A 13414-nucleotide genomic window follows, 5' to 3' on the forward strand; every position below is an offset into this window, starting at 1 on the left:
ACTGTAAAATCTCAAATTGTAAGAGTTCCCACAATGAATCCAAAAACATCGGCACTAATAATATTTTAGCTCACCCGACGAACTTTTTTTCGAATCCGTATTTGAGAACATAACTTTCTAGGTTCCGGATCCAAAGGGATTGGATTCCAAAAATACAAAGTCGCCAATGGTTCCACCTTCTGAATTAAAATACATTCTGTTTTAAGAATATTCATACCTTTGTAAGTTTGGAAATATAAAGAATTTCCATTTGAATCTTCAACTTCTACTGGATGAATTCTCCTTTGAAATCTGCCCCAGATGGAAATAGATAGATCTCCAAATTTTTCATCTATGTCCAAAAAATGCATCTCCGATTTAGAAGACAAAGTCATCTTACCATTTCCTTCTAAAACCCAACCAGAATCTTCCTTTTCTCCAGGAGGAAAATAAACTCCAAACCGAAATTTTTTAGTGGGAAAAAAAATCCAAGAACCAAAAAGTAAGACTAAAATCAAACATAAAGAAAATAGAATATTCTTGAAATTGAAAAAATAATTTGGTCGTTTTAAAAATCCGGAGCCCAATTTTTCTTTCCAAAAAAATGGAAACAAGGCGATCCATTGAAAATAAACAGACCTTAAATAAAACCATTCCTGAAAAAAAGAATAAACAAATACCGCTGCAACCGAAGAGAATAATACCGAAACAACCAAAATAGATCTACCTTTTCTTTCTGGTTTTAAAAGTTCATAAAAAAGAAAACACCATAATAAAGAATACAATACTACTCCCGTTACACCTAGACCGGAAAAGATCTGTAAATATTGATTGTGGGTAGTGTGATAGGTAGAAGCCCTTATATCAGTACTCAAACAACACTCATTGTACCATCCATAACTTTCAAACCCACCACCTAACAATAATTTTTCGATTCCTAATTTCATCCCGGAAGAAAAATGAGAAAACCTTTCCGGATCCACCGGTCCCACAAGCGTCCAAACCACCCAAATAGGAAATAAAATTCCGGCCAACACAAAATGAGAGATAAAAACAGGAGTTAACACTCTGGAAATACTTTTGTTCTTAATAAGTAAGAAAAAAAAGATAAAAACCGTAAAAATACAAAATGTTAAAAAGGAAAATATTCCTCCCCTGGCCCCGATCAAAAAAAAGACCGCTCCGAACACTAACAAAACCATAAAAAACAAAACCCATATATACGGAGATGTTTTTTCGGAAGAGCTTTCTTTAAGTAATTTATTATTTTTGAATATATTAATCTTATAATTTTTAGAAATATTAAATATCCAATAAAACAAAAAAGGGAGACCTGAAACCAAATAAACCGCAAACCAACTACGGTTCCAAAACAAAGATTGAATTCCAAATCTAGGTAGGTATCGCTTCAAACCTGGAATTAAAGAATGAGGTAAGGCTAAAAATTTGTACCCGTCCAACCAACGATGATAATAATTCAGCTTCCATTTTAAGATCGGTGAAAAATATTCTATCCAACCAAATCCGATCGATACAATCATCCCAAAACCGACACCGGAAGCAAAAATCAAATAAAAGGAATTTGTTTCCGAATTTGTTTCTAACCAATTCTTACGCGCAATCAATCCAAATAAGAATAAAATCCCAAGAAACAAAAGTTTAATCGGATAATACGGTTCTAACTCCGTAGAATGTAAAAACCAAAACCAACCTTTTTGGTAATATTTAAAATCTACAAATAATTCAGGATTGACAATCAAACTTAAAATTCCAGTCCCAAAAAACGAAAGTAATAATACTCCGATCCGAGATTTCCAGAATGGATCTTCTAAAATCCGATTTCCATAAAGTTTATTTTCTACAATCCCTCGAACACACCAATAAATCCAAAGACAATCTTGTAATTCTAAAAATCTTCCTCCTGGATGATTTCCAAAAAACACTCCCGAAGCCGCCAAAAAAAACGTAGCCACCAAAGGAAACAATAGATCTAAAATCGTAAAACATACAAAAAGAAATACAAAAACGACTCTGTATTTCCAAGGATAAAAGGCAAGTAAGGGTAAAATTAATAGAATTCCAAAAAAGATCCAAATCAGAGATTTGAACACCGGAGACGGAAATAGTTTTCGCACCCGATCTTTCATAGGGATACAAAAGCCAGAAAGGTATTTTTACGAAACGATAAAATCAAACAAACGTTCTAACCCACTAGATTTAAAATTAGTGTTTTTTTGTTTCCAGAAAAAACTCTTCCTTAAAATAGTAGTAACAGAGTTTTCTTTTATGCAACAACTCCAAGAATCTACAATCTATCCGGACAAAAATTCTTTTCGAATTGAATTCCGAAGAAACATTTGTTCCGTCGAAACAGAAGAAATCCAAGAAATCCTTTCTCAAATCAGAGAGATCCGTCCGGATAATGTAATTTTAGATATGACTCCGGTTGTTGCAATCCCATCGATGGTTCTTAATCGAATTCTAAAATTAATTTCTGAATTAAAAAAAGACCAAATTCAAGTTTCAGAAGTAAAACTGAGCGAAGGTCTACAACTTGTGTTTTCCAAACTTAAAATCAATCTGGGATGAAATTTTCCGTTTCCATTTTTTTATCCGTTTCAATCCTATTTCAAACTTTGGTTTTTTCCAGCGGTCTTTTCGGCTGTTTTCTTTCGGAACAATATAAACTCTGTGAATGCAATCACAGCAGTAAAATTCAAAAACACACAAACAAAGAGGATGTTCTTTTTTCCCAAAAAATACGTTCTTTCAATCGATCCACTACTTCCAAAAAACTTCCTGATTGTCATTCCGCTCAATCGGGAGAAGCCCATTCCTGTTCCTGTAAAAAATCTGAAAATAAACTTTCTCAGTTGGGCGCGTTTTATTCCACTTTTTTTTCCCAAAAACAAGCTTCTTATATCCGGCATGATCTAGATATTATTCAAATTATTACTTTAGAATATTCTAACTCTGGAATCTTCTCCTTTTCTTTTCTTTTAAAACCCCCTCGAATTTCCTAACATCTTCCATTTCACAAAAATCTTTTCAGAAATTTACCTATAACGGCCGTTCATCGATTGTTTTTTCTTTGTCGTTCGTTTAGTAGGAAACTTTAATACTAGGAGTTATATTTTTATGACTAAAAAAGTTTTAGTCTTAGGTTCTATCGTTTTATTTTGTTTTTCTTTGATTCATTGTTCTCCAAATAAAAATAATAATGATTCCGAATTGTTATCATTAGCTGCTTTGATCGCACTCGGAAATCAAGGAATTCAGTTTTCCGCTTACGCCGGTTCTCAAAAATTAGAATGTGGTCAAACCCTCAGAGGTCATTCTAGATCTTTAGAAACGATCTCCTTCATTCCCAATGCACACATTGCAGAGAGCACTACGTTTCAATTACACGACTTTCGTCTTTTTGTACACGGAGTTACTTTGATCCAAAACTCTGGAGAAGAAACTCCTCTCACTCTCAATCAAGACGGTAAGTTTCAATCCGGAGAAATCGCTCTTTTAGATTTTGAAAATAAAACAGGAAAGTGTAATGGTACTACGGATACAAATAACGTCGTTTCTGCGTTAATTCCTTCGGGTACGTATCAAGGTATTAAGTTTATCGTCGGGATACCTGAAAACAAAAATCACTTAGATGCAGACAATCAATCTCCCCCACTCGATAACTCTGGAATGTTCTGGAGTTGGACAAGCGGTTATAAGTTTTTAAAGCTGGATTTTGAAACCGCCGAAACCTTAGGCGTAGAAACTTCGGTCCACATAGGTTCTGCCAATTGTGTAGGCTCTGGAAGTTCGAGTACTTGCGCGAGAGTCAATCGTATTCCGGTCACCCTAATTCCGGAAGGTGGTTTTAATCCTTCCACTCAAGAAATTAAAATCAACATTCAAGCTCTTTTACAAGGAATTGATCTTACCGCCAACCCAAACGCAGCGATGTGTATGTCAGGACTTGTAGGCGCAACAAGCACCGGTTGTCCTACCATCTTTGCAAACATAGGTTTGGATCTAAATGCAGGCACCCCGATTACTCCGGCCAAAACCGTTTTTTCGATCAAGGCTAAAAATTAATTCAGAAATGTCCGAGTTTTCTCGGACGTTTTGAGGATGTAAATATATGAGGTTTTTAGTATATTCTATTTCTTTGTTATTTTTAATTCGTTGCGGATCTGGAATTATTCCCTTCTCTCCCTTTAACAAAAAAGAATCCAATTTAAACGAACTTTTACTACTTTTTTTGATTCCACAAAACTCTTACGTTTGGAACTTACCTCCTGGTTTTCCCACTCCGGTTGTTCCCGCTTCCAATCCTATGACTCAAGAGAAAGTAGATTTAGGCAGATTTTTATTTTATGATCGCAAACTTTCGGGCAACCAGACTCAGTCTTGTGCCTCTTGTCATAAACAATCCCTCGCTTTTACGGATGGTCTGACCAAAGGAATTGGTTCTACGGGAGAAGTACATCCCAGAAACGCTCAAGGAATTATCAACGTTGCATATAACGTCCGTCAGACTTGGGTCAATCCGACTCTAAAAGATTTAGAAGATCAAATGCTCGTTCCCATGTTCGGAGAACACCCAGTAGAACTTGGTCTAGCCAACCACGAAAACGAATTACTCGATCGTTTGAGATCAGAAAATCGTTATCAATCTATGTTTCAAAAGGCGTTTCCACTCGGAGATCCTTTTACGGTTTCCAATGTAATCAAGGCAATCGCCTGTTTTGAAAGAACCCTCATCTCCGGACGTTCTCCCTACGATAAATATTTGTATGACGGAAATATTTCCGCGCTTGGCAATTCCGCCCAAAGAGCTTCTATTCTCAGAGGAGCCCAAATTTTCTTTTCAGAAAAAGGAGAATGTTTTCATTGCCACGGAGGTTTTAACTTTACGGAAACGAGTATTCACTCCGGAAGCGTCAATGCAGAAATTACATTTCATAATAACGGTTTATACAATATAGGTGGGACTGGGGATTATCCAGTAGACAATCCTGGATTGTTTGAATTTACAGGATTAGCTTCTGATAAAGGTAAATTCAGAGCTCCTTCTATTAGAAATATTGAATTAACTGCTCCTTATATGCACGACGGTTCGATCGATTCTTTGGAGAACGTCGTAGAACATTACAACGCGGGAGGCAGAAACATACTCAACGGTCTTTATGCAGGAGACGGAAGAGCCAATCCAAATAAAAACGCATTTGTTTTTCCAATTGGTCTGACCGCAGGCGAAAAAACGGACCTAGTTAATTTTCTAAAAAGTTTAACGGATACGGAGTTCGTAAATGATCCGAAACACAGTAATCCTTTCTAATTTTTTTCTTTTTTGTATCCTATTCGGAAATTGTACGTTCGGTTCGGTTGGAGATTCCAGAAAGGAAAACGCAAAGATGTTACAAAGACTTTTAGTACTTTTTAACGAAAGACCAGCTTCGTTTCATACTCTTTTATACTATACGGACGATCAACAAGATTCTAATATAGGAAACTTTAATGTAGTTTCCGGAGCAACTACCTACAACCTTCAGCTACAGCCTGGTTCTAAAATTGTATGGGAAAATATATCCATCCGAGTCAATCCAAATCCGGTTCCCACTGTTCCAGGACAAACCAGGATTTTAGAAGCAGGAGAACATTCTACCCAATCCCACACTCCGTATACGGTTCCTTTGGATCTGCCTATTTCTTCCCCATACTCTAGAGAATACTATACTTCTTCGTTTGAAGACTCCAACTTAGAGTCTACAACGGAAACGATTCTTACTGGAGATGTACACACTTCTTCAGTTCCTATCATTTCAGGAATTCCTTCGGGGTATTTGGCTTCCGTAAAATATAAAATCAAATCTTTAGATCTTACATTTCAAATCTTGGCCCCAATTGCCAAAACAGTTCGATTGAATACGTCTGCTTTTGTATTGGAACTTTTTCCTAGATGTAGATTCGATATTATTTCAGAAAACTTAGGTAACTTTCCTGTGACCTGGAAATCCGACGGAGTTTTTCAGGACCAAGGTTCCGTTTCGATTCTAAATTCCATTTCTGCGTTACCAAATCCGGTGGACATCAATCCTTATCAAAACGCGAATTTATACAATCTGATTTTGGAGAATTTCAGACAACAGGATCGGATTTTATATCAGACTGGTTGTAATTTATTTTAATGAAACAGAATATTTTAATTTTCTACTTTATTCTTTTTTTATATTTTATAATTCCCTTAGAAGCGCATCACACAGGTATGGGGGGAAGTGATCAATCTTCTACTCGTTTTGTGGATCCTTTTACGGGCAAAAGAGAAAAGCCTGCAAACTATGTGGTTTTAACTCAGGATTTCTTCAAACAGACAAACGAAAATAGCAACATACATACTAGCACTTTCTTCGGAGAGATAAATCTTAAAAACGGAATGTTCGCTTTAAATCTGAGCGTTCCTTATACATATTACGAACAAAAAGACCGCTCTGACGCGGCAAGAATCGGCAAAACATACATTGGAATCAAATATCTACCTTTAGTGGATTTTCAAAAAAATTACTTTATCGTTTTTAGCGCGAATGTAGGTTTTCCTTCTGGTCCGGATACAGACAAATTTACGGGAGGAAATTATTATTCAGGTATTCCCGGTTTAACATTTGGCTATCTTTTAGGTAAGTTCAGTTTTGTAGGAAAACTCAGTGGAATATTCCCTCTTTCTAAATCACAACCTTCTAATCTTCAAGACAATGATGGAATTGTATATTGGTTGAGAAATCCTTCTTCTTCTCCTCCAGAAGAAACGTATCTTTTAAAAAAAACGAGCCTATTTTCCGGATACGTCACGTATCTTTGGAAACCTGGACTTTCTTTTTTTACCGGTTTTTTATATAGAACTCCTTACGAAGGTGTGGATCTTAAAAGATCGAATCAAGGAAAGGTTCCTTCTATCTTTAGAGAAATCAGTCTAGGTTTTTCTGCAAACATATCGGAAAAACTCAACTTCAATCTTTCCTATCGTTATCCTCTTTATAGAGGAGAAGATTATAGATTGTATGACTATGCGATTACGGCAGCGGTTTCGATTGAAATTTCAGAATTAGAAAATTCTAAACCCGCAAAAGTAGAAGAGGTTAAACAAGAACCGGAAGAAACGACTCAAGAGACAAAGTAAAATTCTATAAAATGGATTTTATTTTTGTAATGATCGCAAAAAGTAATTTTATGCAAAACTTGATTGAACGATCCTTCTATTTGAATTTTATAGAGGTCATTAGTTCAACTGTAAAAATAAAGTACATCGTTTTAGAACAAACTAAGATTTACCCAAAATACAAAATCGATAGACTGGTCATATGTTGGATAAAAATACAAATTTAACTCATCAAAGTAAAATCGAATTTGTAAATTCTAATCTTCGCGGAATCGGTTTTGTAAATAATACTAAAATTGAAGTCCCATACTCATTGCCGGGTGATGTTTATAACGTAACTTTTTTTAAAAAGAAACGCCGTAAACCTTCCGCCAAACTCGAGTTAGTTTCTCAAACCCAAAGATCTTTTATTCCTCCTTGTTCCGCTTTTACGAAGTGTGGTGGCTGTTGTGCACAACACATTTCTTATCAAGATCAATTTCGTTATAAAACTTCCAGTTTGTTAGAAAGTTATAAAAAAGATTTTGAAATAGTACCAACTTTGTATCCTGCTCAAAAAACGTTTTATTATAGAAATCGAATGGACTTTGCAGTATTTCCAGGACCGATCGTAGGTCAAAGAGAAGCGGGTTCATTTAGACATATTGTGGATTTGGAAACTTGTTTGATTCAAAGCAAAGAATCCAACGAAGAATTATATAGATTTAGAAATCTAATCTCGAAATTTCCAAATCTACCTTATGACAGAAAATCAGATTCAGGATTTCTAAAATACTTTACTCTTCGAAAAGCAAAAAATACTTCCGAATTGATGACTATTCTTACTTTTGTAGAAGAGTTTAAAAACACGATCGAAGAAAAGGAATTTGAAAACGTATGTTTAAAAAGTCTGAAAGCGGATCATATTCTATTTTGTTTTAATAGAAGAAAAGGAGAAATTTCCGCGACCGGGGAAATTAAAATTCTCAAAGGTATGGATTCTTATAAGGAATTAGTTTGCGGAAAAGAATTTAGAGTTCCTTTCGATTCTTTTTTTCAACCAAACCCAGAAGGATTCCAACCGATTTTAGATTTTATCGAAAAAGAAATCCCGGATTCATTCGATCACTTAGTCGATTTATTTTGTGGTTCCGGTTTTTTTAGCAGAATTTTTGCGCATAAATTTCTGAAAATCACAGGAATAGATTCAATCGAAAGTTCTTTAGAAATAGCACGGAAACAAATGAGTCTTGATTTTCCAAAAATAGATTCTTCATATCTGAAAGTAGATTTATTTTCAAAACATTCATCCTCCAAATTGAAAGTTTTATTTTCGTCTTCGGACAAGGATGTTTTAATTGCGGACCCTCCCCGTGCAGGTTTAGGCGAATTTGTTTTAGATGCGTTGAAAGATTCTAAGGTTTCTTATTTTTTTTACGTTTCTTGTAATCCTACTTCGCAAAAATCAGATCTATGGAAGTTGAAGGATTTTTTCCAAATTCAAAAAATCTTAATTACAGACCCATATCCTCAAACCCCTCATCTAGAATCGGTTGCTTTTTTAAAACGTAAAAATTTTACTACCTAACCAAAATTCATCAAACACCAATAGAAGCGAGACTTCTTGTTTCTGTTTCACAAAACGATAGAGGCCTATATAATAGAGTTGTTGAAAAATTCCCTAGTTCCGATTAACAAAACTGCTTCAATTGCCCGTTTTCATAAAATAGAAACAGATGGAGAATTAATTTTTCAACAATTCTAATTTTTAAAATTGGCAACAGATAGAAAACCATCATCAAACCTATGCGTAAAATTAAGTTCTTATTCAAAGTTACTATTTGGACGTATAAAACGTGAGTTCGACTTAAGAAACCTATAATTGTAAAAAAAGTTTAAATCTGAGCTTTACAGATTGACTCCTTAAATTTGAGAACTACTACAATTTATAAAATAGAAATTTATAATAATTGAATCTATAGTAAGAACTAACACAAAAAAAAGCCAATGATTTCAAGTTAGGTATAATCTTTTGATAATTTTTGCCTCTTTGTAAAATCATTCACCCATTTTCTGGTACTATTTTCATACGTTTGAATAGTAAAACAGTTTTGCCAATCCCTTCTCTCACTATCGGATTTTTCAAAATTTTAACCTTAAAATCTATTTTAGTATATTATTTTTTAATTATGTGAATCAGACTCGATTTGATTTCTTTTTGCGAAAAGTCAAAACCAAAGTCTGTTTTTCTCTCTCTCATTTTCTGATATAGATTATTTCCATTATACAACGCTTCTATTTCTAAAACAATAGGCTGATTGACATTAACTTCGGAAACTCTATTGACACCTTTTATCCCTCGGATCAGCCCTTTTATATCTTTATCTACATAGTCGTCATAAGAGATTCCTTCTATTTTAAGCAATATCAAATTCCCCGGTTTCCATTTTATTGATATTTGTTCTCGAATTTTAGGATATATTTTTTCAACGGCTTTTTGAATTGCTTCTTGAATTCCTGTATCTGGGTTTACGTGCAAAACGGCCCCGCTTGTATTATCAGCTGCTATGATTCTTTTCGTATTAACATCATAAATTTTAAACCGAATTACTGCTTGATATGATTTTAATTCGCTATTTTCAATCTCTCCGGCATTTGTCACTTGTGTTTGTCCGACCAATAATATCTGAGCCCCCATTTCTGATGCAGTGGATAATACCTCTGTTTCGAGTGTTTGATTTCCGTAAATTGTGACCGATTTTCCGCTTTGTTTTGTTAAAACTCGAGCCAATTGACTTTTTTCCAGAAAATCAAATTCTATGAATTTCTTTACGATCGCATTTTCCGATATAGAATTATTTGATTTTCCTAAGATCGTTTCGTCTATAATCATCAAAAATTTAGGTTTTCCTAATTCTTTATATCTTTCTTTTAATGAGTCTTCGATCAATTTACGACTTACTTTTCCCTTTGCGTCTGCTTCCAATAAGTTTCCTATTTTGCGAAAAGATCCCATTCTAGAAAATTCAGTTACATATCCTTCGATAGAAGAATTTGTTACCGTCTCTTTGATTTGTCCATCGATTGTCTGTGATCCACTCTCGATCAGTTCCCCCAATCCTTTTTCCAATATTTTTCTTTTTGCGTTGAGCTCGAAGTCTTCTTCGTTTTTACCTTGAACATTTTCTACATATACAAATCTATTCTCAATACCTTCAGTTCCATTTTGTACGGAAGTACAAACATTAACTGATAAAAAAATCAAAATGCTAAGTATCAGACCCGATCTGAGTCCCCTCTTCCTATTTTTTGTATATTTCATAATATTTTCCCTTTCTAAATGAATTTTAGCCGATTCGTTAGAATTTTCTCATTTTATAACCGGGCGTCTTACTTTCAATTTTGAATAGTCAAGTACAATTCTAACTTGTGGGAACTACCACAAATCAGTGACTTACCGTCATATTCTCAATTTGTGGGAACTACCACAAAACGGTGATCTTACGTCATATTCTCAATTTGTGGGAACTACCACAAATCGGTGATCTTACTGTCATATTCTCAATTTGTGGGAACTACCACAAATCGGTGACTTACCGTCATATTCTAACTTGTGGGAACTACCACAAAACGGTGACTTACCGTCATATTCTCAATTTGTGGGAACTACCACAAATTGGTTCTGACCATCCGGATAACACTAAAATTTCTATAGGGATTTTGAATTCGATTCGATATTTAAAACGAGGATTTCTGGAATTTTTATGACCAAAAAAATTATTTTACTCTTTATTCTTTTAATGATTCTTTTGGAAACGGGTTGTAATACTGTTATCATTCGCGCTTGGACCCCTCCTTATAAAAGCCGTCCCGTGCATGAAATCAGAGTTCTACTCGGAAAAGTCGAGGGGGATCTTCAAATCCGTGGGGAAGGAGTTATTTCCGTCTACGACGCAAACGATCTTTTGATTAAAAAGGGAATAGACATCATCTCTCTCAATTCTTCCCGCCTAAAGGCTCCAATTCGTTTTGTAAGTCAGAACACAAGTCTAGAATTCAAATCACATAAAGTAAGAGGTTCGATACATCTAATTCCTCAAAATCAAGGACCAGCTCTTGTAATCAACGTGCTTCCTTTAGAAGAATATCTTTTAGCAGTCGTTCCTTCAGAAGTTCCCTATAGCTGGCCGATGGAAGCTCTAAAAGCTCAGGCAATTTGCGCGAGAACATATGCAGTTCGTGAAATATTAAATAAAAAGAATGCACTTTATGATGTAGAAGCAACAACAAATTCCCAAGTATATGGTGGAATTGAAAAGGAACATCCATTTACTACAAAAGCGGTTCAAGATACAGCGGGAGTTATGGCTGTCTTTGAAGAAAACCCGATTCAAGCTTTCTTTCATTCTAATAGCGGAGGAAAAACAGAAACTCCCGAAAACGTTTGGGGAGGTAAAAAAATTCCCTATCTTCCTACCGTCTCTTCCGATTTTGATCGAGCAGGAGAAAACTTTTATTGGAAAGAAACAGTCTCTCAAGATTTAATCAATTCTAAATTTTCAAACTTAAAACTAGGCGAGATTCAATCGATACAAGTCTTATCCAGAACCTCTTCCGGAAGAGTAGACCTTATGGAACTCAATGGCACAGAAGGTACTTCTAGAATTCGAGGAAAGGAATTCAGACAAATCTTAGGCGCTCCAGTTCGTTCTTTACGTTTCGGAATTCAAAAAGAATCAAACGGATTTCTTATCAAAGGTATGGGCTCCGGTCACGGTGTAGGCTTAAGCCAATGGGGAAGTTTTGGAATGGCAAAAGAAAACTATAACTATATTGAAATTCTAAGATACTACTATCCAGGCACAGATCTCGCAAGAATCACTCGTTAAAAATTGCCTGAATAACGTGAATTTCGGCGTAAGAGTTCGTTTTATAAAAACCTAATTTTTTCATAAAAAATAAATAGAATTGTTGAAAAATTCTATAGTGAAGTTTAACAAAACTACTTCAATCGACAGTTTCATACAACAGAAATCGATGGCGAATTAATTTTTCAACAACTCTAATAATCATATTTTTACACTTAATAAAGTTATATACTCTTGATTAATAATTTATTTAAAATTAAACAATACTATTAAATATTAATACTTTCGAGAAAACACAACTAAACGCCAGACACGTCGTAAATAAAATTTAATTTTTTTATATCAAAAGAATTGGTTTTAAAAACTAAATTTATGATTAGAAAAAATTTTTTACATCCAATTCAAAATTCATCCGTTATAAAGTACAACAGACTTTTTAATTTTATTCATGTACATAATAAAAACAGAATGAATGTTGAGATCCACGTTCAGAAGTAGAATTTTAAACATTCGATTATAGAAATTTATATAAAATGTTTTACTGAAAAATCCGCCAAACAAATATTTTACACACAATTTAATTATACGATCATTCATTTTATATTTTATATAATTTCTTTTATATAAAATTCAATAAAAGCGTAAACTTCAATGCCACTTATAAATTTTATCAAAACTAAAATTATCCAGTTTTTCACTTTTCATAAACTTGAATTCTAAATCTACTGTTCTTTTAAAGAAATGACGAACCAGAACAAAATCGATCTTAAAAGAATTCAAGTTTCCAAATTATATAAATCGTATCAGATCGGAAAAATTAAAACGGAAGTTCTCAAAGGATTAGAATTAGATATCCCAAGTTCTTCCATCGTCACACTTATGGGACCTTCCGGTTCTGGTAAATCAACTTTTTTGAATATACTTTCAGGTATAGATACTCCAGACTCAGGAGAAATCTCTGTAAACGGAAATATGTTACATTCTATGAGTGAAAAAGAATTAACAAAATATAGAAGAGAAAAAACCGGAATCATATTCCAATTCTTTCATCTACTTCCTTATTTAAACGCTTTAGAAAACGTGGCAGTGCCACTTTATATTTCTGGAATTGGAAAAACGAAAGCACATATTATGGCGGAAGAAGCACTCGAAAACGTAGGACTTTCCAATAGAAAAATTCATAAACCGGACGAACTTTCAGGAGGAGAACAACAAAGAGTCGCAATTGCAAGAGCAATCTGTAAACGACCTTCTTTAATTTTAGCGGACGAGCCCACCGGAAATTTAGACACCAAGAATGCAGAAAACGTAATACAACTTCTTGTAAATCTCCAAAAACAAAATGGATTTACACTTTTTATCGTAACCCACGATCAAAAATTAGGCTCCCTGGGAGAATTTCGTCTCAAAATGGAAGACGGAACTTTAACAAACTAAACGT

Annotated in this window: 12 protein-coding genes; 10 read left to right on the top strand and 2 right to left on the bottom strand. The window is 34.4% G+C overall.

Features of this window, described 5'->3' with window-relative positions; genetic code table 11:
• Positions 1 to 65 precede the first annotated feature (65 nt).
• Positions 66 to 2126 carry an O-antigen ligase family protein gene (locus BW942_RS09175; protein ID WP_002971319.1) on the bottom strand — a complete coding sequence of 687 codons (2061 nt, stop codon included), beginning with the start codon at positions 2124 to 2126 and terminating at the stop codon, positions 66 to 68.
• A 139-nt stretch (positions 2127 to 2265) separates the two neighbouring features.
• Between BW942_RS09175 and BW942_RS09180 the strand changes: the two genes are divergently transcribed.
• The 8 genes from BW942_RS09180 (at position 2266) to BW942_RS09215 (ending at position 8693) form a co-directional block, all read left to right on the top strand.
• Positions 2266 to 2568 (top strand): STAS domain-containing protein, encoded by a 303-nt coding sequence (locus BW942_RS09180; protein ID WP_001186638.1) that lies wholly within the window; start codon positions 2266 to 2268, stop codon positions 2566 to 2568.
• Positions 2565 to 3002, top strand: a complete 438-nt coding sequence (locus BW942_RS09185) for an LIC_11090 family protein (protein ID WP_000672996.1) — start codon at positions 2565 to 2567, stop codon at positions 3000 to 3002. Before BW942_RS09180 ends, BW942_RS09185 begins: the two co-directional genes overlap by 4 nt.
• 115 nt (positions 3003 to 3117) lie before the next feature.
• Positions 3118 to 4065, top strand: a complete 948-nt coding sequence (locus tag BW942_RS09190) for an MbnP family copper-binding protein (protein WP_000163348.1) — start codon at positions 3118 to 3120, stop codon at positions 4063 to 4065.
• 46 nt (positions 4066 to 4111) lie between these two features.
• Positions 4112 to 5311, top strand: coding sequence for an MbnH family di-heme enzyme (locus BW942_RS09195; RefSeq protein WP_001211842.1), 1200 nt, complete (start codon positions 4112 to 4114; stop codon positions 5309 to 5311).
• On the top strand, positions 5283 to 6161 hold the full coding sequence (gene lsa30, locus BW942_RS09200; RefSeq protein WP_000620882.1) for a laminin/fibronectin-binding adhesin Lsa30: 879 nt from the start codon (positions 5283 to 5285) through the stop codon (positions 6159 to 6161). Before BW942_RS09195 ends, lsa30 begins: the two co-directional genes overlap by 29 nt.
• Positions 6161 to 7147 (top strand): LIC11086 family outer membrane transporter, encoded by a 987-nt coding sequence (locus BW942_RS09205; RefSeq protein ID WP_000812385.1) that lies wholly within the window; start codon positions 6161 to 6163, stop codon positions 7145 to 7147. The genes lsa30 and BW942_RS09205 overlap by 1 nt, the downstream gene beginning before the upstream one ends.
• An 11-nt stretch (positions 7148 to 7158) precedes the next feature.
• Positions 7159 to 7353, top strand: coding sequence for a hypothetical protein (locus tag BW942_RS09210; RefSeq protein ID WP_000345561.1), 195 nt, complete (start codon positions 7159 to 7161; stop codon positions 7351 to 7353).
• The gene (locus tag BW942_RS09215; protein ID WP_000884773.1) at positions 7329 to 8693 is read left to right on the top strand and encodes a class I SAM-dependent RNA methyltransferase; all 1365 of its coding nucleotides are present in this window, start codon (positions 7329 to 7331) and stop codon (positions 8691 to 8693) included. The genes BW942_RS09210 and BW942_RS09215 overlap by 25 nt, the downstream gene beginning before the upstream one ends.
• Before the next feature lie 588 nt (positions 8694 to 9281).
• On the opposite strand, the gene BW942_RS09220 is transcribed toward BW942_RS09215, so the two are convergent.
• Positions 9282 to 10427, bottom strand: a complete 1146-nt coding sequence (locus BW942_RS09220; RefSeq protein ID WP_000877985.1) for a hypothetical protein — start codon at positions 10425 to 10427, stop codon at positions 9282 to 9284.
• Positions 10428 to 10869: 442 nt separating this feature from the next.
• On the opposite strand from BW942_RS09220, the gene BW942_RS09225 reads away from it, so the two are divergent.
• Entirely contained in the window at positions 10870 to 11994 is a 1125-nt protein-coding gene (locus tag BW942_RS09225; protein ID WP_000162390.1) for a SpoIID/LytB domain-containing protein, read from the top strand.
• 720 nt (positions 11995 to 12714) lie between these two features.
• Positions 12715 to 13410: an ABC transporter ATP-binding protein gene (locus BW942_RS09230; protein ID WP_000184524.1), complete on the top strand. Its 696-nt coding sequence runs from the start codon at positions 12715 to 12717 to the stop codon at positions 13408 to 13410.
• Positions 13411 to 13414: the final 4 nt, after the last annotated feature.

Source organism: Leptospira interrogans, assembly GCF_900156205.1.
GTDB classification, from domain to species: domain Bacteria; phylum Spirochaetota; class Leptospiria; order Leptospirales; family Leptospiraceae; genus Leptospira; species Leptospira interrogans.